The organism is Devosia sp. Root685, assembly GCF_001427875.1.
Classification (GTDB): Bacteria; Pseudomonadota; Alphaproteobacteria; order Rhizobiales; family Devosiaceae; genus Devosia.
Map to the genome: position 1 here is coordinate 110,614 of NZ_LMHK01000001.1, position 19,513 is coordinate 130,126.

17 protein-coding genes are annotated in these 19,513 nt (G+C 63.6%); 7 read left to right on the forward strand and 10 right to left on the reverse strand.

The genetic code is table 11. The features are described from left to right. Nucleotides 1-8 precede the first annotated feature (8 nt). The 3 genes from ASD83_RS00560 to ASD83_RS00570 are packed head-to-tail and all read left to right on the forward strand — an operon-like array spanning nucleotide 9 to nucleotide 3,417. On the forward strand, nucleotides 9-941 hold the full coding sequence (locus ASD83_RS00560; RefSeq protein ID WP_200946439.1) for an ABC transporter permease: 933 nt from the start codon (nucleotides 9-11) through the stop codon (nucleotides 939-941). Then, complete coding sequence (locus tag ASD83_RS00565; RefSeq protein ID WP_056306941.1) at nucleotides 938-1,801, forward strand: ABC transporter permease; 864 nt, start codon at nucleotides 938-940, stop codon at nucleotides 1,799-1,801. Before ASD83_RS00560 ends, ASD83_RS00565 begins: the two co-directional genes overlap by 4 nt. After that, entirely contained in the window at nucleotides 1,801-3,417 is a 1,617-nt protein-coding gene (locus tag ASD83_RS00570) for a dipeptide ABC transporter ATP-binding protein (RefSeq protein ID WP_056306944.1), read from the forward strand. The genes ASD83_RS00565 and ASD83_RS00570 overlap by 1 nt, the downstream gene beginning before the upstream one ends. Nucleotides 3,418-3,547: 130 nt before the next feature. Here ASD83_RS00570 and ASD83_RS00575 read toward each other — a convergent pair whose 3' ends face one another. From ASD83_RS00575 to ASD83_RS00605, 7 genes are all read right to left on the reverse strand, one after another. Then, the gene (locus ASD83_RS00575) at nucleotides 3,548-4,240 is read right to left on the reverse strand and encodes a hypothetical protein (protein ID WP_056306946.1); all 693 of its coding nucleotides are present in this window, start codon (nucleotides 4,238-4,240) and stop codon (nucleotides 3,548-3,550) included. Then, the gene (locus ASD83_RS00580; protein WP_056306948.1) at nucleotides 4,237-5,283 is read right to left on the reverse strand and encodes an ABC transporter ATP-binding protein; all 1,047 of its coding nucleotides are present in this window, start codon (nucleotides 5,281-5,283) and stop codon (nucleotides 4,237-4,239) included. The genes ASD83_RS00575 and ASD83_RS00580 overlap by 4 nt, the downstream gene beginning before the upstream one ends. Nucleotides 5,284-5,287: 4 nt before the next feature. Further along, nucleotides 5,288-6,130 carry a carbohydrate ABC transporter permease gene (locus ASD83_RS00585; protein ID WP_056306950.1) on the reverse strand — a complete coding sequence of 281 codons (843 nt, stop codon included), beginning with the start codon at nucleotides 6,128-6,130 and terminating at the stop codon, nucleotides 5,288-5,290. Next, complete coding sequence (locus ASD83_RS00590; protein WP_056306952.1) at nucleotides 6,120-7,037, reverse strand: carbohydrate ABC transporter permease; 918 nt, start codon at nucleotides 7,035-7,037, stop codon at nucleotides 6,120-6,122. The genes ASD83_RS00585 and ASD83_RS00590 overlap by 11 nt, the downstream gene beginning before the upstream one ends. Before the next feature lie 272 nt (nucleotides 7,038-7,309). Next, nucleotides 7,310-8,578 carry an ABC transporter substrate-binding protein gene (locus ASD83_RS00595; RefSeq protein ID WP_056306954.1) on the reverse strand — a complete coding sequence of 423 codons (1,269 nt, stop codon included), beginning with the start codon at nucleotides 8,576-8,578 and terminating at the stop codon, nucleotides 7,310-7,312. 28 nt (nucleotides 8,579-8,606) lie between these two features. Further along, the gene (locus ASD83_RS00600; RefSeq protein ID WP_056306956.1) at nucleotides 8,607-10,220 is read right to left on the reverse strand and encodes an FAD-dependent oxidoreductase; all 1,614 of its coding nucleotides are present in this window, start codon (nucleotides 10,218-10,220) and stop codon (nucleotides 8,607-8,609) included. Further along, nucleotides 10,217-11,251, reverse strand: coding sequence for a LacI family DNA-binding transcriptional regulator (locus tag ASD83_RS00605; RefSeq protein WP_056306958.1), 1,035 nt, complete (start codon nucleotides 11,249-11,251; stop codon nucleotides 10,217-10,219). Before ASD83_RS00605 ends, ASD83_RS00600 begins: the two co-directional genes overlap by 4 nt. Before the next feature lie 312 nt (nucleotides 11,252-11,563). Between ASD83_RS00605 and ASD83_RS00610 the strand changes: the two genes are divergently transcribed. After that, nucleotides 11,564-12,118, forward strand: coding sequence for a DUF2087 domain-containing protein (locus ASD83_RS00610; protein ID WP_056306960.1), 555 nt, complete (start codon nucleotides 11,564-11,566; stop codon nucleotides 12,116-12,118). A 138-nt stretch (nucleotides 12,119-12,256) separates the two neighbouring features. Here the strand turns inward: ASD83_RS00610 and ASD83_RS00615 are convergent, their stop codons facing one another. Both ASD83_RS00615 and ASD83_RS00620 read right to left on the reverse strand, forming a co-directional pair. Beyond that, entirely contained in the window at nucleotides 12,257-12,463 is a 207-nt protein-coding gene (locus tag ASD83_RS00615; protein WP_056306962.1) for a hypothetical protein, read from the reverse strand. Between the two features lie 34 nt (nucleotides 12,464-12,497). Next, nucleotides 12,498-13,109, reverse strand: coding sequence for a LysE family translocator (locus tag ASD83_RS00620; protein WP_056306964.1), 612 nt, complete (start codon nucleotides 13,107-13,109; stop codon nucleotides 12,498-12,500). A gap of 183 nt (nucleotides 13,110-13,292) precedes the next feature. Between ASD83_RS00620 and ASD83_RS00625 the strand changes: the two genes are divergently transcribed. Then, nucleotides 13,293-14,873, forward strand: coding sequence for an ABC-F family ATP-binding cassette domain-containing protein (locus ASD83_RS00625; RefSeq protein ID WP_056306966.1), 1,581 nt, complete (start codon nucleotides 13,293-13,295; stop codon nucleotides 14,871-14,873). A gap of 96 nt (nucleotides 14,874-14,969) precedes the next feature. On the opposite strand, the gene ASD83_RS00630 is transcribed toward ASD83_RS00625, so the two are convergent. Then, nucleotides 14,970-15,911 carry a nucleoside hydrolase gene (locus tag ASD83_RS00630; protein WP_056306968.1) on the reverse strand — a complete coding sequence of 314 codons (942 nt, stop codon included), beginning with the start codon at nucleotides 15,909-15,911 and terminating at the stop codon, nucleotides 14,970-14,972. Between the two features lie 354 nt (nucleotides 15,912-16,265). Between ASD83_RS00630 and ASD83_RS00635 the strand changes: the two genes are divergently transcribed. Both ASD83_RS00635 and ASD83_RS00640 read left to right on the forward strand, forming a co-directional pair. Continuing rightward, on the forward strand, nucleotides 16,266-17,516 hold the full coding sequence (locus ASD83_RS00635) for an AI-2E family transporter (RefSeq protein WP_082560884.1): 1,251 nt from the start codon (nucleotides 16,266-16,268) through the stop codon (nucleotides 17,514-17,516). A 102-nt stretch (nucleotides 17,517-17,618) separates the two neighbouring features. Further along, nucleotides 17,619-19,472, forward strand: a complete 1,854-nt coding sequence (locus tag ASD83_RS00640; RefSeq protein WP_056306972.1) for a monovalent cation:proton antiporter-2 (CPA2) family protein — start codon at nucleotides 17,619-17,621, stop codon at nucleotides 19,470-19,472. The last annotated feature ends 41 nt before the right edge of the window (nucleotides 19,473-19,513 follow it).

Consider the following 19,513-nt stretch of genomic DNA (forward strand, 5'->3'; position numbering starts at 1 on the left):
TGTTGAACTTGGCTCTGGCCAAAGAACTTATCACGCGCCTTCTGGCGGGAGCGGCGGTCCTCTGGGCCGCCGCTTCGCTAGCATTCATCGTGTTGCAGCTGCTGCCCAGCGATCCGGTGCAGGTGATCTATGGGGCCGACAGCACGGTTACCCCGGAAATGCGGGATCGAATTCGCGCCGATTTCGGGCTCGACCAGCCGCTTTGGCAGCAATATGCGGGGTTTGTTTCGCGGACGGTGACGGGCGATCTCGGCACGTCGTATCAGCAGCGGCGGACTGTGGTTTCCATCATTACCAGCGAGCTGGGTTCGACCATTACCTTGGCGAGCCTTGCGGTATTGCTGGCGTTTTCCATGGCGGTGCTGGCGACATTGGCGACGGCGGGGCGGGACAACTGGCTGCGGCGGGTGATTTCGTCGCTGGAACTGGTGAGCGTTTCGACGCCGGCGTTCTGGATCGGGCTGCTATTGCTGACCTTCTTTTCGTTTCAATGGCCGATTTTTCCGGTGGTGGGGGATCAGGGGTGGAAATCGCTGGTGCTGCCGGTGGCGACGCTGGGCATTGCGCTGTTCGGAACGCTGAGCCAGGTGATGCGCAATGAAATGGATCAGGCGCTCGAGCAGCCTTTTGCGCTGACGGCGCGGACGCGGGGGCTGTCGCTGTGGGCTGTGCGTTGGCGGCATGCTTTGCGGCATGCACTGATACCGGCACTGACCATTGCGGCCGAGACTTTTGGGGCGCTGCTGGCGGGTGCCATCATCACCGAGCAGGTGTTTGGGCGGCCAGGGCTGGGGCGGATCACGCTGCAGGCGGTGCGCAATCAGGACATTCCGGTGGTGCTGGGCGTCGTGCTGTTCTCGGCCTTTATCTTCGTGACCATCAATATCATCGTCGATCTGCTCTATCGCGTCGTCGATCCGCGTTTGCGAGCTCGCGCATGACCAATCTTTCCATCGAACTGGGCGGGGCCGGCAAGGCGGCGGGCCGGCTGCGACGTGGACGCGTCCCGTTTGGCGTGGCGTTGGCGGGGTTGATCATTGCGTTCATGGCGGTTTGCGCCGTGGCGCCGGGTTTTGTGGCGCCTTACGATCCCTATGCGCCGGACCTGCTGGCGTCGCTGAAGCCGCCTTCCCCAGCGCATATCTTTGGGACCGATCAGCTTGGGCGCGATATCTTTTCTCGCGTGGTGCATGGGGCGAGTTACTCGCTTTATATCGGGCTTTGCGCCACGGCCTTGGCGGTGGCGGCGGGGATTGTTATCGGGCTCAGTGCCGGGGTTGCGGGTGGGTTCATCGATCTGGCGCTGATGCGCGTCATCGATGTGCTGCTGGCGTTTCCGGGGCTGCTGATGTCCATGGCCGTGGTGGCGTTTCTCGGCACGGGCGTAACCAATATTCTGATCGCCATCGCGATTGCGTCCATTCCCGGCTATGCGCGCATCGTGCGGGCGCAGGTGATGGTGGTGCGGACGTCTGGCTATGTGGAGGCGGCGCGGGTGTTGGGGCAACCGCCGATGCGGACGCTCTTGCGGCATATCCTGCCCAATACGGTGGGGCCATTGATCGTGCTCTCGACGCTCGGGATCGGCAGCGCCATCCTGCAATCGGCGGCGCTGAGTTATCTCGGGCTCGGGCCGAAGGCGCCGACGCCGGAATGGGGGCTGATGCTGGCCGAGGGGCAGGGCTATCTGCGGCGCGGCTGGTGGGTCGGGATTTTCCCCGGTGTGTTTGCGACAGCGACGATCATTTCGACCACAGTGCTCGGCCGGTACATCAAGGCCCTGACTGATGGGAGGGCGTGATGGCGCTGCTTGAGGTTCGCGATCTCTCTATTCGCTTTGTTGGCCATTCGCATGACGAAGATGTGCAGGCGGTGCGCGGCTTGAGCTTTTCGCTCGATGCCGGGGAATGCGTCGCCATTGTCGGGGAGTCCGGATCGGGCAAATCGGCGACGGCGCGGGCGCTGGTGGGGCTGGCGGGGGACAATGCGCTGGTCGAGGGCAGCGTCAGCCTTGGTGGGCGCGAACTGCTGAAGCTGTCGCAGCGCGATTGGCTTGGGGTGCGGGGGCGGAACATCGGCTTCGTGCTGCAGGATGCGTTGGTGTCGCTCGATCCCCTGCGGAAAATCGGCAGGGAGGTCGCCGAGACGATTGAGCGGCATCGGCTTTTGCCGCGGGGCGAGATCAAGGGGCGGGTGGTTGAGCTTCTTACCCAGGTGGGGATGAGCGACGCTGAATCCCGGCTGGGTGCCTATGCGCATCAATTGTCCGGCGGGTTGCGGCAGCGGGCGCTGATTGCTTCGGCGCTGTCGGGCGATCCGAGCCTGTTGATTGCGGATGAGCCGACGACGGCGCTCGATATGGTGGTGCAGGCGCAAATCCTGAAGCTGCTCAATGGGATGAAGCAGGCGGGCAAGGCGCTGCTGCTGATTTCGCATGACCTGGCGGTGGTGGCGGAGCTGGCCGACCGGATCATCGTCATGAGGGATGGCGAGGCGGTCGAGAGCGGGACACCGATGCAGATTTTTTCCGATCCGCAGCATGACTACACGCGGGCGCTGCTGGCGGCCATTCCGTCGGCGCGGACGCGGGGGCTGTCGCTGGTGACCGGGAGCGGGGGTGGTGAGAGCGGGGATGTCAGTCTGGTGCCGCGGGTGCCGGTGCTGGAGGTTGGCGAGGTGGTGCGGACTTTTGGCAAGCGGGCGGCGGTGGACGATGTTTCGTTGACTGTGGTGGCGGGCGAGACGCTTGGAATTGTTGGCGCTTCGGGGAGCGGCAAGACGACGCTGGCGCGGTTGATCATGGGGCTGGAAGCGCCCGATAGTGGGTCGGTGACGCTCAAGGGGGCGGACTGGTCCGCTCTCCATGAGCGGCAGCGGCGGCCGTTGCGGCATCTGGTGCAACTGGTGTCGCAGGACCCGATGAGTGCGTTCGATCCGCGGTTTACGGTGGAGCGGATACTTGATGAGGCGCTGGAGGCGCGGGGGTTCGAGCGGGCTGGATGGGCGGAGCGGCGGTTGGCGCTGTTGAGGTCGGTCGGGCTATCGGAGATGCATCTGGGGCGGCGGCCACGGCAATTGTCGGGCGGGCAGCGGCAGCGTGTGGCGATTGCGCGGGCGCTGGCGATGGAGCCTGAGATACTCGTTTGCGATGAACCGGTTTCGGCGCTCGATGTGTCGACGCAGGCGCAAGTGCTTGATTTGTTGCTGGATTTGAAGCGGCGGTTGGGGCTGACGATTGTGTTTGTGTCGCACGACCTAGGCGTGGTGCAGCATGTCAGCGACCGCGTCGTGGTGATGAACGAGGGGCGGATCGTGGAGGAGGGGGCGGTGGAAGAGGTGCTGGCTTCCCCGCGGCATGAGTATACGCGGGCGCTGCTGGCAGCGCAGCCACGGTTGCCGGAGAGGATGGCGGGGTAAGCGTAGCGCCACCGACATCACTCACCCGCCGTTGTCATCCCGGCCTTGAGCCGGGATCCATCTTGAGATCTCGGGATGGGCCCCGGCCTTCGCCGGGGTGACATCGGGGGTGGCGGAATTTTGAGTTATATCAGGTGGTTTCGGTCCGCTTTACCATAGCTTCGACAGCCTTGCGCATTGAGTCTGGCGTGTCGCCGGTGACGATGGCGCCGAGGAGGGGGGCGGCGATGCCGGCTTGGCGGAGTTGGGCGAGGTCGTCGGGGGTGAAGCTTAGTTGGCTGGGGACGATAACCGGGACGTCGACAGCGGCGGCGATGGTGCGGTAGCGGTCGAGGTCGGCTGGGGTCATGGCTGTGCGATAGCGTTCGAAGGGCATGATTGAGGCTTCGATGATGCAGCCGGGAATGGCGGCAATGCTTTGAATATCCTCAGGTTTGCTGGTTGAGGCGAGGGCCGGCATGGGGCGGAGGCGGGACTGCAGCAGGTGGGGTTGCAGGTGGTCGATGTAGACGTTGAAGCCTTCGAAGCCGAGGTCGGCTAGGGCGTCCATTTCTTCAGCGGTCGGGACAGTTTCCTGGCCGGCCATGACGAGGAGGGGGCAGCCGAGTTTGGCGAGTTGTTCGAAGAAGGGGCGCTCTTGTTCGAACGTGCCGAAGGTGGTGCCGGTGGCGCGGTGGTAGGCGTTTAGGTGGGTTTTTAGGGCATAGGCGCCGCCGTCGAGGGCTGCCTTGGCGAGGTCGAGATCGTGGCGGGCTAGGGACACGATGACGGGGTATGCGCCGGAGGTAAGGGCTTGATAGAACTCGGTTTTTTTGTAGGTCATTGGATGCGGAGGCCCGTGGCGGCTTCGAAGAGGTGGATTGCGTTCATGTCGGGGCGGACGTGGATTGTGTCGCCGGGGCGGGCGGCGATGCGCTCGCGGAAGACGCCGGTTATGGTGTGGCCGCCGAGGGTCATGGTGACTTGAGTTTCGGACCCCATGGGTTCGATCAGGGCGATTTTTGCGGGCAGACCATCGGCGGCGAGGGTGAGGTGTTCGGGGCGGATTCCGTAGGTCGCTTTGGTGCCGATAGGGGCCGAGTTGGTTAGCGGAAGGGTAACATCGAGCGCAGCGAACCCCTCGTTCGTGACAACACCCTCGATAAAGTTCATGGACGGCGAGCCGATGAAGCCGGCGACGAAGAGATTGGCGGGTCGATCGTAGAGATCGAGCGGGGCGCCGACCTGTTCCACCTTGCCGCCATTCATCACGACGATGCGGTCGGCCATTGTCATGGCTTCGACCTGGTCGTGGGTGACGTAGACGGTGGTGACGCCGAGGCGCTGGTGGAGCCCCTTGATCTCGCCGCGCATGACGACGCGGAGTTTGGCGTCGAGGTTGGACAGGGGTTCGTCGAAGAGGAAGACCTGCGGATTGCGCACGATGGCACGACCCATGGCTACGCGCTGACGCTGGCCGCCGGAGAGCTGGCCGGGGTAGCGGTCAAGGAGGTGGGTGAGGCCGAGAATGCCGGCGGCCCATTGAACGCGCTCGGCGATTTCGGCTTTCGAGCCGCCGCGGTGTTCGAGCGAGAAGCCCATATTGGTCGCGACGGTCATGTGCGGATAGAGCGCATAGTTCTGGAAGACCATGGCGATGTCGCGGTCTTTGGGCTCAAGGTCATTGACGACGCGGCCACCGATCTCGATGGCGCCGCCGGTGATGGTTTCGAGGCCGGCGATCATGCGGAGAAGAGTGGACTTGCCGCAGCCGGAGGGGCCGACGAGGACGACGAATTCGCCATCGGTAATGTCGATATCGATGCCATGCAGCACGGGCGTGGCGCCATAGCTCTTGGTGACGGATTTGAGGGTAACGGGAGCCATGGGGTCAGCCTTTCAGCCCGGTATGGGCGAGCCCTTCGACGAACTGCTTCTGCGCCACGATGAAGACCAGCAAAACGGGGATGGCGGTCATGGTGGCAGCGGCGAGCTGGATGTTCCACATGGCCCCGCCATAGGCGTCGGTGAACTGGGTCAGGGCCTGGGGCAGGGTGAACATCTGGGTCGAAGAGAGGAATACGATGGGTTCGAGATAGAGGTTCCACGAGTGGAGGAAGGTGAAGATGGCCACGGCGCCGAGGGCGGGTTTTGCCAGCGGCAGGGCGATGGTCCAGAAAATCTTGAACCGGCCGAGGCCATCGACGCGGGCTGCTTCCTCGAGCTCGACGGGGAGCGCGATGAAGAATTGGCGCATGACGAAGGTGGCGAAAACCGAGGGCGCGCCGAAGATGGGCACGAGGATCAGCGGCCAATGGGTGTTGATCATGCCCCAGCCGAGAAAGATCTGGAACAGCGGCACGATGGTGACTTCGGACGGAATAAGCAGGCCCAGGAGCACGACCATAAAGATGGCATTGCTGAAGGGGAATTTGATCCGCGCGAAGGCGTAGCCGGCCATGGAGGAGATCACCATGGTGCCGCCGGTGACGAGGGCGGCGATATAGGCCGAGTTCCAGTATTGCCGGGCGAAGGGCTGCAATTCGAAGACCTGTGCATAGGTCGAGAAATCGAAGCGGCGCGGCCAGAGGTCTGGCGGGAAGGCGAAGATGTCGCTGATCGGTTTGACCGACGAGGTGATCATCCACCAGGTGGGGAAGACGAAGGGGATGAGCAGCACGCACATCAGCCCATAGAGGGCAGTCTTCATGCGGGGGCTGAGATCAGTTTTCATAGAAGACGATCCGCTTGCGCAGCTGCCACTGGGCGAAAGTGAGCAGCGCGACGATGACGAAGAGCAGGATCGACAGGGTCGAGCCATAGCCGAAGAAGTGGAACTGGAAGGCCTGCTGGTAGAGGTAATAGACCAAGACGGTCGTGGTCATGCCAGGGCCGCCCTGGGTGAGAACGGCGATCTGGGCGAAGACTTGCAGCGAGCCGACGATGGTGATGATCGAGGTCAGCAGGATGGTGGGCGAGATCATGGGCAGGGTGATGCGGCGGAACTGCTTGAAACCGCTGGCGCCATCGACCCGCGCGGCCTCGTAGAGTTCCTTGGGCACGCCCTGAAGGGCGGCGAGGAACAGGATCATGTTGAGGCCGACATTCTTGAAGACCTGCACGACGACGACGGAGATCATGGCCGTGGTGGGGGTGCGGAGCCAATTGGGGCCTTCCACGCCGATCATGGCGAGCATGCCGTTGATGCCGCCATTGTTCTGGAGGAGGAAGCTCCAGACGATGGTCCAGGCGACGAGGGAGACGACCACCGGCGAGAAGAACAGGGTGCGGAAGACAACCATGCCTTTGAGCTTCTGATCGAGGAGGACCGCGAGAAGGAGGGCAAGCGTCATGTTGAGGATGACGAGGCCGGCCGAGAAGATGGCGGAGGCGACGAGCACCTGGGGGAGGTTGGGGTCGGCCAGCAGCATCTGGTAATTGGCGGCGCCGACGAAATTGAAGCTGGCGGCCAGGACGTTCCACTCGTGGAGCGAATACCAGAAGACGAGGCCGAGCGGCACGAGCACGAAGGTGATGATGCCGATGAGCTGGGGCGCGATGAAGACATAGCCTGCCGCCGCGTCGCGCCGGGCGATGGTCCAGAAGGGCGGCTTTGGGTTTGGCGAGGCCGAGGCACTCATAGGTTTGGTTCCTTCGTCTCCCTCCTCCTTGTGGGGAGGGATCAAGGGTGGGGGGGCTCCAGGCGCCGGAGCGTGTGGAGAGAAACCCCCACCCTGCTCGATCACGGACTTAGCAAGCTAAGTCCTATCTCGCTTCCCTCCCCACAAGGGGGAGGGTGGGTGCGGTGGTTTGGGCGAGATCGTGCCAAAAGCTCGATCCGGCACCTCCCCCTTGATGGGGGAGGTTGGGAGGGGGTGTTGGCTGGGCGAGATGCCCAAGCCAGCCCTTCCGCCTAGCGTGCCAGCAGCGGGCTGACGCTGGAACACACGTTTGCGAGTACGGCGGCGACGTCGGCTTCCGGTACCCAGAGGGCGTCGAGGCCGGCGCGGATGGTTTGCTGGATCTGGGCGAAGTTGGTGTGGCCCGGCAGCACCGTGCCGTTGGCGATGCCTGCGATCACGACGGTTTCGATCTGCTCGGGAGAGAGCAGGGGATTGGTCGAGGCGAGGGTTTCGGCATTGAGGAGGCTGGCGCGGGCCGGCGGGAAGAACTGGGCCAGCTTTTTGGAATTTTCCGCATTGGTCATATAGCCGAGGAATTCGACGGCGACGTCCTTGTTGGCGCCCTTGGCGAAGGCGCCGACGCCGGCCTGACCGACGACGGAATATTCGCCGGCAGGGCCGGCCGGGAGCGGCACAAGGTCCCAGTCGAAGGGGTTTTCCTTGGGCAACAGCGAGGCGCGGCTGATCTGGGTGATGGTCATGCCGGTTTCGCCAGCGAAGAAGTCGATATCTTCGCCGGGGCCGGGCATGGCCTTATCGGTGAAGACGGCCTTGTGGATGGCGGTCAGCGCATCGACCATCGCGGGTTCGGTGAACGTGCAGGTCTTGCCATCGGCGCTCCAGGGTGTGGCGCCCCAGCCATTCCAGATGGAGGCGAGGTTCTGCCAGGTCTGGAACTTGAAATCGCGGACGACGAGGCCGGTCTTGCCGGACTGGCCGACAGTGGCGGCGGAGGCGAAGGCGTTGTCCCAGGTCCATTCGCCGGCGGCGATCAGCTCGGCAGGGGTTTTGGCGCCAGCGGCCTTGAGCACATCATTGTTCGCGAAGATGGCGAAGGGCGAGGTGGAGAAGGGGTAGGCGTAGAGCTGGCCGTCCTTGGTCCAAAGAGCCGTGGCCTTTTCCGAGACGTCGGCGAGGTCATAGCCTTCGGTTGCGGCAAAGGCGTCGGTCAGCGGGGCGAGGGCGCCGGAATTGACGAAGTCGGCGGCGGTGGTTTCGAGAATCCAGGCGAGATCAGGCGGGTTGCCGCCGGCGATCTGGGTGGTCAGGGTCGTCGTGTAGCTGTCGAAGGGCAGCGGTTCGAAGGTTACCGAGACGTTGGGGTGGGTGGTTTTGAAGCCCTCGGCGATCTCGTTGAACATGGCCAGATGCGCCTCGTTGGCGCTCCAGATGGTCATGCGCAGATTGACCGCGTCCTGAGCCCAGGCCGTGCCGGCGGCGGCAAGGCCCAGGATGATGCCGGCGGATGCGGCCGTGGTTTTGAGTAGATGCTTTGTCATTGGTTCCTCCCTGGATGACATGAGTTGGTTAGTAGCCACGCACGTCGGGCCAGCGGATTTCGATGCCTTCCGCATAGAGACGTGACTGGAAATCGGTGAGCAGGGCGTCGTCGGCCTGCACCTGGTGCGGCGTGAGCCCGTGGTTGAGGCAGTGAGCGGCGAGGAGGCCGGCGACTTCGCCGACGTTCCACTCGACCGGATGCAGGCGGTAGCAGCCATTGGTGATGTGGGTGGTGCCCATGTTCTTACCGCCCGCAAGCAGGTTTTTGACGCGGCGCGGCAGGAGCGAGCCGAGCGGGATTTCGAAGGGTGCGGATTCGACGTCGACGTAGTTGTCGCCGCCCGTAGAGGGGTGGAGGTCGATGCGGTACATGCCGATGCCGACGCTGTCGCGGTAGTGCCTGGAGAGCGCATTGCCGTGGATGACCATCGACACGTCCTGCTCGACGATGCGGGTGACGGGCAGAATGCGGCGGCTTTCGCGGATATAGGGGGCCATGGCGAGGCCATGGTCGGTGCCGGTGATGTCGCCGCGGAGGCGGAGGCCCGGAAAACCCTGGCCGCCATCGACGCGGGGGGCTTCGGTCTGGAGCCAATAAAAGACGGAATAGGAGAGGTCGGCGGCCGATTTAAGGTGCGCGGCCTTTTCCTCTTCGGAGACGTCGATGATGGTGCCGAGCATGTAGTCGATCATCGGCCAGTTCACGAGGCAGATGTCGGAGCCATAGGCGCCAGAGACGAAATTGCGGCGGGCGGCGATGCGGCGGAAGGTCCAGAGATTGCCGTCGCCGGGATTGCGGCGCTGATCGGCGTCGACCAGCAGCGGATCGTCATCGGGATTGGGGGTGAAGCTACGCTCGGTGATTTCGAGGGTGCGCGGATGGGGCGCCTTGAAGCCGAGGAGCGGGCCGCCCCAGAAATCGGGCTGGTACTTGCGCCAAAAATCGTAATTGGCTGGCTTGTCGATGACCTGATTGCCATCGACGTGATCGATGGCGAAGCAGACGGAGACGGCCTGGACGTTGTCGGGCTGGGCGGTTTCGGGGGCGCTGGGCTCGCCGGTGTCGGAGCGGGCCTCGAAACCCTTGGCGTATTCGGTGCCCGTGAGGGGCAGGAGGTCGCCGAGTTCGGTGGCGTCGACGACGTAGGGGGCGGAGACGGTGATTTCGGCGCCGGTGTCGCGATGGCGGAGGGTGACGGCGCGGACGGTGTCGCCCTGCACATCGGCGGCGACGGGCAGATAGGGTTTTAGGACACGGAGTTGGCCGCCGCCGCGCCAGGGGGCGAGCATGGCTTCGATGACGGCGAGGCCGGTGCGCGGCTCGGCGCAGAGGCGGCTGACCCAGCCGGCGCCGGGGTTTAGATCGCCCCAGGCGCGGCTTTCTGCCGTCAGCGGATAGTGGTCGCGATAGTATTGGCGGATGCCGTTGCGGAGGTGGCGATAGGAGCGGGCGACGCCGAACTGTTCCACCCAGGAATGCTCATCGGGCGGCACGGCCTGGCTCGTGAGCTGGCCGCCGAGCCAGTCGAATTCCTCGGTGAGAATGACGGTGCGGCCCGAACGGAGGGCGCCCAAAGCTGCGGCGACGCCACCGAGGCCACCACCCACGACAAGGAGATCAGCGGAAAGTTCTTTGGTCATTTGGTCTTCTTGATTTTGGAGGAGGGAGCGCCGAGGGTGTCACCCTCGAGTGGCTCGCAATGGAGGAGGAGCTGTTCCACGGGGGCATCATGCTCGACGCGGCGGACCAGCATTTCGGTGGCGGCGCGGGCCATGGCCTCGCGCGGGATGGCGAAGGAGGTGAAGCGGCGGCCGGGTTCTTCGGCGCGGATGTGATTGCCGAGGACGACGATGGAGAGATCGTCGGGAATGGAGAGGCCGCGGGTGCGGGCGGCATGTTCGATGGCGATGGCGTCGGCGAGTTCGGTGACGAAGACGCAGGTGGCGCCGGCCGAGAGGAGAATGTCGAGGACTTCGTTGGGCGGGCGGCCGACTTCGAAGATCGAGGTGACGAGTTCGGCTTCGCCGACGGAGCGGGAAAAGCCGTACCAGCGGTCGACGGTGGATTCGGCGCCTTCGTTGAGGCCGACATAGGCGATGCGGCGGTGGCCGTAGGATTTGGCGCGCTCGACAAGGGCCGAGGTGGCGGGGGCATAGTCGCCGCCGACATAGGGGACGGGGCCGCCGGCATCGTCGCGGCGGCCGACGGCGACGAACGGGAAGTCGCCGGCGACGAGCCGGGCAAGCTCGGTATTGTCGAACTTGCGGCCGAGAATGACGCAGCCATCGGCGAGGCGAAGGCGGACATTGTCGCCGAAAATCTTGCGTTGCTGGCCGGCGCCGGTGAGGAGGAGAAGATCGTAGCCGAGGCTCTGGGCGGCTTCTTCGATGCCGAAGAGGAAGGGCGTGAAGAAATCGGCCTGGCCGGAGGGGAAGGCTGGTTCGTAGGTGAAGACGCCGAGGATGCGGTTGAGGCCTTTTACCATTTTCCGGGCGACGGGATCGGCGACGTAGCCGGTGTCGCGGATGACCTTTTCGACGCGTTCGCGGGTTTCGGTGGGAATGCGCGAGCGGCTGAGGGGCGTGCCGTTGAGGACGAGCGAGACAGTGGCCTGGCTGACGCCGGCCAGCTGGGCAATGTCCCGTTGTGTCAGTCGCTTTACGGCGGCCAAATCTCCCTCCCAGAAGTGCTAATGCGTATTAGCAGATAATACGTATTAGCAATGTGGGGAGAACGGAGTCAAGCGGGGTGGGCGCGGATGAAATGCGGGGTTGTGGACACCGCGAGGGCGGGGTGGCTTGAAGTTGCTGGGCGGCCGGGGTATTTTGGAGGACGGTCTGCAGTTCACCGAGGCGTCGCCGTCCCATAAGGGAAGCTAAACCTGCCCTATAAATTACCGACAGGAACGTCCTCGTGCCTCGTCGAAAGCCGGTGACCATCGACACCGCCGAACAGGCGGTTGAGGCATGTACAAGGATGTGACATGTCGCGAGAAATTCACGCACTGACTATTGCCGATGTTTCGGCTTTTGCCCGCGCCCTGCGGGAGGCCCTGGCGCAACGCGAGGCGCCGGGCGAGCGCATTGCGCCGCTGGGGCATGTGGAGATGCTCAATATTCTGAGCAAATCGGCCGGGTACAAGAATTACCAGCATTTCCGGGCCGACAGCGATGCGGCGGAGCCGGTGGTGGTGACGCCGAAGCCTGATTCCGAGTTGATCGAGCGGGTGGCGCGGCATTTCGATGAGCGGGGTGTGCTCATGCGCTGGCCGGCCAAGAACAGTTTGCAGCCGCTTTGCCTCTGGGCGCTGTGGAGCCGGATGGAGGCGGGGCGGGTCTATTCGGATGCGGAAATGACGACGCTACTCAATGCCTGGGCGAGCTTTGACGACCATGCGCTGCTGCGGCGGGCGCTGGTGTCGCTGGGTTATGCCGTGCGGAGCAAGGATGGGCGGATTTATCAGCGGATCGAGCAGAAGCCGCCGGCGGAGCTGTCGCCGTTGTTGCGGCGCGTGAGGCGGGCGGAGGAAACGGCCTAAGGTTTGGGGATTCGGTGATGACGGGCCGCAAACGACGATCTTCTGCGTTTGAGGTGCTCACGTACCCAAACGTACGTTGCGCTCCGGGTCTCGAAGATCACGAGTTTCGCGCCGTCCTGACATGAAGCCCCTCACACCTTAGGCCTTCTTGTTCACGCTGCGCTGGTGGGCCACCTTGGCGACGATATTGCCCATGCCTTGCGCTTCGGACACCTTTATCGAGACCAGGCCATTGGCCTGGCTGCTTTGCGCTTGCATCTGCGCATAGGCGTCCTTCCGCCTGGCGCGGTAGTAGTTCATCTGGTCATGGCGCGACATGCTGGCGATGGTGCTAAGTTTTCCCATGAGAAAAACATGGCAAGAAATGGTTAGCTGCTTGTTAATGCTGCAGGACGACTAGACCCGCCGCCGTGGCCATCATGGCGCCGGCAGTCTTGTTCAGGCGGCCGAGGGCTTTTTCGCTCTTGAACATTTCGCGGGCGGCGGAGGCGAGCCAGGCATAACCGCAGCCGATCAGCAGGAGGACGATGACCACGATGGCGGTCAACTCGATGAAGGCGACGGGGTTCATCTGGTCGAGCGGAATCACCGTGGGCAGGATGGCGAGATAGAAGACGATGGTTTTCGGATTGCCCATGGTGAGGGAGAAGCCGGCGAGGAAGGTTTTCCAGGGGTCTTCGTTTTTGGGCTTCATCTGCTCGGCGCCGGGCTTTGCCGTCCAGAACTTCCAGGCGATGTAGAGCAGGTACGCCGCGCCGGCCCAGCGGACGATGACGAAGACCGGGCCGAACAGGCTCGCAATGGCGGCGAGGCCGAAGACGGCGAAGACGAAATAGACGAGATCGCCGGCCAGAATGCCGAGGACCATGGGGAAAGCGCCCTTGAAGCCGCCGCCGAGGGCGCGGGCGACCACTGCGGCTACGCCGGGGCCGGGCACGAGCACGGCGATGGCATAGGCGAGCGTGAAGGCGGCGAGGGTGAAGAGATCCATGGTGGGCAATCCGCTGAAGAGAGGCGGGACACTACTCCCGGGTTGGAGGATTTGCCAGAGGGCGGTTGACGCTGGCCGCCGCTGCGCTATTTATGGGGCACCGTAACTCGACCGGATGGTGCCTGATGGAACGCTTCTCCAACGCAATGCCGACCTGCTTTGCTCTTGGAGAATTCTCGATCCATGCCTGTTTCCGTAACGATTTCGCATCTTTCCTATACCGGTCCTGACGGCCACAAACTCTTTTCCGACCTCGATCTGACCTTTGGCCCGGGCCGCACAGGCCTTGTGGGGCGCAATGGCGTGGGCAAGACCACGCTGCTGCGGCTGATCGCTGGCGAACTGACGCCGAGTGGTGGCGGAATCAGCGGTATGGGCCGTATGGGCGTGCTGCGGCAACAGGTGCAGCCGGGCGAGGGCGAGACCATTGCCGATCTCTTTGGGGTTCGCGATGGGCTGGTTCTGCTGGCCAAGGCGCTGAGCGGGGAGGCCAGTGTCGATGAACTGGCCGAGGCTGACTGGACGCTCGAGGCGCGGCTTGAGGAGGCGCTGGCGCAGTTGGGGCTGCCGGTGACGCCGGAGACGCTGCTTTCAACATTGTCGGGTGGGCAACGGACGCGGGCGGCGCTGGCGGCTTTGGTGTTTGCCGAGCCGGACCTGATCCTTCTTGATGAACCGACGAATAATCTCGATGCCGACGGGCGCGCGGCAGTGGCGGAGCTGCTGGCCGGGTGGCGTGGCGCGGCCATTGTCGTGAGTCATGATCGCGGCTTGCTCGAACAAGTTGATGCAATCGTTGAACTGACGACGCTGGGCGCGAAGACCTATGGCGGTGGGTGGAGTTTTTATCGCGAGCGCAAGGCGCTGGAATTGCAGGCGGCGGAGCGTGATCGCGACGTGGCCGAGCGGCAGGTGCGCGAGGTGGCGCGGAAGGCCCAGGAGGCGCGGGAAAAACAGGCGCAGCGCGATGCTGGGGGACGGCGGAAGGGCGCCAAGGGGGATATGCCCAAGATCGTCATGGGTGGGTTGAAGCGGCGGGCCGAGGAGACTGCGGGCGGGCTCGATAATCTGGCGGAGAAGCAGGCGAGTGCGGCTGGTGAACAGGCGCGGGCGGCGCGGGAGCGGATCGAGGTTCTTACCCCGTTTGCGGTGAAGCTGGCGCCGAGTGGGCTCCATGCCGGGAAGGTGGTGTTGCGGGCGAGCGGGCTGACGGGCGGCTATGATGAAGCGGCGCCGACGATCCGGAATTTCGATCTCGAAATTATCGGGCCGGAGCGGGTGGCGGTGACGGGGCCCAATGGGGCCGGGAAGACGACGCTGATCAAACTTCTTACTGGGCAATTGGCGCCGTTTGCGGGGTCGGTGCAGATCGGTGGGCCGATGGCGCTGCTCGATCAGCAGGTGGGGTTGCTGGATCGGGGCGAGAGCATTGTCGGGAATTTCCGGCGGCTTAATCCCGAGAGTTCGGAGAATGATTGCAGGTCGCTGTTGGCGGCGTTCAGTTTTCGGGCCGATGCGGCATTGCAGAGGGTTGGGACGTTGAGCGGCGGGGAGATGCTGCGGGCGGGGCTGGCTTGCGCGGTGGGTGGGAAGACGCCGCCGATGTTGCTGGTGCTCGATGAGCCGACCAATCATCTCGATGTCGAGGCGGTGGAGAAGATCGAGGCGGGGCTGCGGGCGTTTGATGGGGCGATCCTGGTGATCAGCCATGATCGGGCGTTTTTGGAGAATATTGGGGTGATGCGGGAGGTGGGGCTGGGGTGAGGCTGGTGCGCGTGGCTCCACCCCCTCCCAGCCTCCCCCATCAAGGGGGAGGTGCCCTATCGAGTTTTGGGGTGCAGCCGGTGGCCTAGCCGTAGATCAAGGCAAACGCGCCAGGCGTTCGGTGAGGAGCTGGTAAAAACCTTCGGCGTTGCCGTGGCGGAGGTAGGTGGCGTTGTGGGGTTTGCCGGTGACTTGCCAATAGTCGGTGACGGTCATGCCGACGGTGAGTTCGCTCGCGGTTTCGATGGTCACGTTGCATTCGCGGCCTTCGAAGAGGGTGGGGTCGATGAGGTAGGCGATGACGGTGGGGTCGTGGAGCGGGGCGCCTTCCCATCCGTATTTCTTGAGGTCGAACCCTTCCGAGAAGGTCAGCATGTCGTAGACGGCTTGGCCGGAGCGGTTGCCGAGGGCCTTTATGGCGTTTAGGCGGGCCGGGGTGGACTGGATTTGATGAGTCACATCAAGCGGTAGGACGGTGATCTTGATGCCGCTTTTGAAGACGATGTCGGCGGCTTCGGGATCGACATAGATGTTGAATTCGGCAGCCGGGGTGATGTTGCCGACTTCGAAATAGGCGCCGCCCATCATGACGATTTCGGCGACGCGCTCGGCGATTTTTGGCTCTTTGACGAGAGCCATGCCGATATTGGTCAGTGGCCCTAGGGTGCAGAGAGTGATGGTTTTCGGCTCGGCGGTAAGAAGGGTTTCGATGATGTAGTCGACGCCGTGCTGGGGTTGCAGCGCGATTTTTGGCGCGGGCAGATCGGGGCCGTTGAGGCCGGTGTCGCCATGGACGTGCTCGGCGGTGACGAGGGTGCGGCGCATAGGGCGGGCGCAGCCGGCATAGACGGGGACGTCCGGGCGGCCGGCGAGTTCGACGATCTTGCGCGCATTGTTGGCGTTGTGGTGAAGGCCGACATTGCCGGCAACGGCGACGACGCCGAGGACATCGAAATCCTCGGGGGAGGCAAGCGCCAGAAGGATGGCGACGGCGTCGTCCTGACCGGGGTCGGTGTCGATGATGATCTTGCGCGGCATGGATAGTCCCTGGAAACCGGATGAAAACGGCGGGACTTTAGCGAGGCGCGACGCGGCGGTCGACTGGGGTGCGCGGGTATTCAGGTGATGCCTGGCTGCAAACGGCACGTTTCTCCGCTTCCGGTCCTCACGTACCAAACGTACGCTCCGCCATAGCCCTGCGAGCGCAGCTCTCCGGGCGTTCTTCGCGGCAAAGGTCCACTGGACCTTTGCTAAGGCGCTCATCACTTCTCGAAAAGCACCGTTTTCGCTCAGTCCTGACCTGAATCCCCACACACCCTCGGCAACGCGCCAAAGGAACGCTCATTGTCAGTCAACGTTGTAGGGGGAGCGTCACCGAGCCCGAAAGCCACCATGAAAGCCCCTTCTGCGCCCGAGGATATGAATGAAAGTCAGTTCGAGCGGGTGCTCGACAACGCCGCGCGGCTCTCGGTGGTGGCGATCGGGGCTGTGGTCCTGCTCTTTGTGCTACAGGCGGGCCAGGTGTTTCTGGCGCCGGTTACGCTTGCCATCGTCATTGGCTTGATGTTCGGGCCGGTGGCTGACCGGTTGGAAGCGGTGGGCGTGCCGCCGGCGCTTTCGGCGGCCGTTGTTGTGCTGTTGCTGCTCGGCGTCATTGGAGCGGGGATCGTCGCCTTTGCCTTGCCGCTCAGCGAGTGGGTGGCGCGCGCGCCGCTGATCTGGGAGAAATTGCAGGGGCAATTGGCCAATCTCAAGGAGCCGCTTGAGACCTTTTCGCAATTTCAATCGCAGTTGAGCGAGGTTTTCGGAGGCGGCTCGGCGGCGATGAACGTCAATGTCGAGGATAGTAGCGCGGTGACCAGCGTTGCGATGCTGGCGCCGGCATTGCTGGCGCAAATCCTGATTTTTCTCGCCAGCCTCTATTTCTTCGTCGCAACGCGCGATCACATCCGTATTTCGGTGTTGTCGCTGTGCGTGACGCGGCGGATGCGCTGGCGCACGGCGCATGTGTTTCGCGATGTCGAGGCCAAGGTTAGCCGCTTTTTGCTGTCCATCACCTTTATCAATTGTTGTGTCGGTGTGGCGGTGACGCTGGTGATGTGGGCGATCGGCATGCCGTCGCCAATCCTCTGGGGGGCGCTGGCGGCGGTGCTCAATTATATTCCCTATGTGGGGCAGGGCACGATGATCCTCATCCTGCTTGCGGTGGGGCTGGGGACGCAGACGCGGATCGAGCAAATCTTGCTGCCGGCGCTATGCTATATGGGCGTCAACTTCATCGAAGGGCAGATCGTTACGCCGCATTTCATCGGCCGGACGATGACGCTCAATCCCTTCATGATTTTTCTCTCCATCACCTTCTGGCTTTGGGCGTGGGGGCCGATAGGCGGGCTTGTGGCCGTGCCGACGCTGCTTATCGCGACCTCCATTCTGACCCATACGCTGCCGAGCAAGCCTGTCATGCCGAAGCGGCCGGTTCGGCGTACGGCCAGGATGACGGATCGGGACGCCCTGTTGGCGAATGCGGCGCAGGCGATCAAGGAGCAGAGGCAGGACGCCGAGGACATTGAGGGGAAGCGCAAACAGGGGCGGCTGGAGCCGCCCGAGGGGACGGCGCCGACCGGGGTGGAAACCTCCAGTTAGTGCCATCGTCGCGCGGGGCACCCTTGCAGTTCCAAGCCTTGACGGAAAGCGCATCTGCCGACCAGTGTCGTTCTGACCAGGACGAGACGGGGAATACGAATCATGGCCGCAGAAGCTGTCATCCATGCCGCCGAGGCCGCGCATAGCGGCGTCGATCTGGTTCCCGTCGTGGCCCTGCTGGCGGCCGGTGTCGTCGCGGTGCCGCTGTTTCGACGGATCGGGCTTGGGTCTGTGCTCGGCTATCTGGCCGCGGGGCTATTGTTGGGTCCCTCGGGGATCGGGCTGATTGCCGATCCGAGTTCGGTGCTGCATCTGGCCGAGCTGGGCGTCGTGCTGTTTCTCTTCATCATCGGGCTCGAAATGGAGCCGAGCAAGCTCTGGGCCCTGCGCAAGCAAATTTTTGGGCTGGGTGTCATTCAGGTCGCGTGCTGCGGGGTGTTGTTGACCGGGGTGGGGTTGCTGCTCGGTTTTGCGCCTGTCGTGGCGTTTATTTTCGGCATGGGTTTCGTGCTGACCTCGACGGCGATCGTCATGCAAATCCTGGCGGAGCGCGGCGAGCTGGCTTCGGAGAGCGGGCAGAAGATGGTGTCCATCCTGCTGCTCGAAGACCTCGCCATCGTGCCGCTGCTGGCGGTCGTGGCGTTTCTGGCGCCGGCGGCGGAAGACCAGTCGGTGGTGACGCGTTTGCTCGGTTTTGGCACGGCCATTGGCGCCATTTTGCTGCTGATCGTCTTGGGGCGGCGGGTGATGAACCCGTTCTTTGCCATTCTCGCCTCGTCGAAGGCGCGCGAGGTGATGACGGCGGCGGCGCTGCTGGTGGTGCTGGGCGCGGCTTTGCTGTTCCAGGTGAGCGGGCTTTCCATGGCCATGGGCGCGTTTCTCGCCGGTGTGCTGCTGTCTACCTCGACCTTCCGGCATCAGATCGAAGCGGATATCGAGCCGTTTCGTGGGCTTTTGCTCGGGCTGTTCTTTCTGGCCGTGGGCATGTCGCTCGATCTGGCGATCGTGGGCGAGAACTGGCAGATCATCGTGATCAGCGTTGTCGCCTTCATGCTGGTCAAGGCGGTGGCGATCTATGTGATTGCGCGCATGTTGCGATCGGGGCACGGGGAGGCGCTGGAGCGCGCCGTGCTGATGGGGCAGGGCGGCGAATTCGCTTTCGTGCTCTATACGACTGCCGTTGCGGCAGGGCTCATCGATGGGCCGAGCAATGCGATCTTTACGGCCACGGTGATCATTTCCATGGTGCTGACGCCGTTCGCCATGATTGGCCTGCGCTATGTCATGCCCAAGCGCGTCGAGTCCATGGATGGTGTCGAGGCGGTGGAGGGGCTGAATAGCCGGGTGCTGATCATCGGCTTCGGGCGCTTCGGCCAGATCGCCAGCCAGCCGCTGTTGGCCATGCGGCACTCGGTTTCGATCATCGACAATGACACGGATATGATCCGCGCTGCAGCGCAGATCGGGTTCAAGGTCTATTACGGCGATGGGACACGGCTCGATATTCTGCGCGCTGCGGGCGCGACGACGGCAGACCTGATCCTGATCTGTACCGACCAGCGCGAACAGACGACGCGCATTGCCGAACTGCTGCGCGATGAATTTCCGCTGGCGCGCGTCGTGGCGCGTGCCTTCGATCGTCCGCATGGCATCGAGCTGATCCGGGCGGGTGTCGAATTCCAGCTGCGCGAGACTTTCGAATCGGCGCTGATCTTCGGTGGCGAGGCCATCACCATGCTTGGGGCGAGCGCGGAAGAGGCCAGTGAAATAATCGAAGGCGTGCGCGAGCGCGACCGGCAGCGGTTCGAACTGCAACTGGGCGGCGAGGACTGGCGCAACCTCAACAGGCTCTTGATCAGCAACGCTCAGGACCAGGCGCGCGAGAGCGGCGTATCGGTTTCCGAAGAGCGCGCCGAGGACGCCGTAGCCCATTCGGTACCCTCTCAGGGGACCTGATCCGCACCTCTCGAAGGGGGCTTTCCGATGCACAAATTAAG

Excerpts from the sequence above, each read along its gene's own strand:
- ASD83_RS00580 (WP_056306948.1), bottom strand. The coding sequence starts at position 5,283 with ATGGCTCCCGTTACCCTCAAATCCGTCACCAAGAGCTATGGCGCCACG.
- ASD83_RS00640 (WP_056306972.1), top strand. The coding sequence starts at position 17,619 with ATGGCCGCAGAAGCTGTCATCCATGCCGCCGAGGCCGCGCATAGCGGC.
- ASD83_RS00570 (WP_056306944.1), top strand. The coding sequence starts at position 1,801 with ATGGCGCTGCTTGAGGTTCGCGATCTCTCTATTCGCTTTGTTGGCCAT.
- ASD83_RS00625 (WP_056306966.1), top strand. The coding sequence starts at position 13,293 with ATGCCTGTTTCCGTAACGATTTCGCATCTTTCCTATACCGGTCCTGAC.
- ASD83_RS00615 (WP_056306962.1), bottom strand. The coding sequence starts at position 12,463 with ATGGGAAAACTTAGCACCATCGCCAGCATGTCGCGCCATGACCAGATG.
- ASD83_RS00595 (WP_056306954.1), bottom strand. The coding sequence starts at position 8,578 with ATGACAAAGCATCTACTCAAAACCACGGCCGCATCCGCCGGCATCATC.
- ASD83_RS00630 (WP_056306968.1), bottom strand. The coding sequence starts at position 15,911 with ATGCCGCGCAAGATCATCATCGACACCGACCCCGGTCAGGACGACGCC.
- ASD83_RS00575 (WP_056306946.1), bottom strand. The coding sequence starts at position 4,240 with ATGACCTACAAAAAAACCGAGTTCTATCAAGCCCTTACCTCCGGCGCA.
- ASD83_RS00610 (WP_056306960.1), top strand. The coding sequence starts at position 11,564 with ATGTCGCGAGAAATTCACGCACTGACTATTGCCGATGTTTCGGCTTTT.
- ASD83_RS00565 (WP_056306941.1), top strand. The coding sequence starts at position 938 with ATGACCAATCTTTCCATCGAACTGGGCGGGGCCGGCAAGGCGGCGGGC.
- ASD83_RS00635 (WP_082560884.1), top strand. The coding sequence starts at position 16,266 with ATGAAAGCCCCTTCTGCGCCCGAGGATATGAATGAAAGTCAGTTCGAG.
- ASD83_RS00620 (WP_056306964.1), bottom strand. The coding sequence starts at position 13,109 with ATGGATCTCTTCACCCTCGCCGCCTTCACGCTCGCCTATGCCATCGCC.
- ASD83_RS00590 (WP_056306952.1), bottom strand. The coding sequence starts at position 7,037 with ATGAGTGCCTCGGCCTCGCCAAACCCAAAGCCGCCCTTCTGGACCATC.
- ASD83_RS00585 (WP_056306950.1), bottom strand. The coding sequence starts at position 6,130 with ATGAAAACTGATCTCAGCCCCCGCATGAAGACTGCCCTCTATGGGCTG.
- ASD83_RS00600 (WP_056306956.1), bottom strand. The coding sequence starts at position 10,220 with ATGACCAAAGAACTTTCCGCTGATCTCCTTGTCGTGGGTGGTGGCCTC.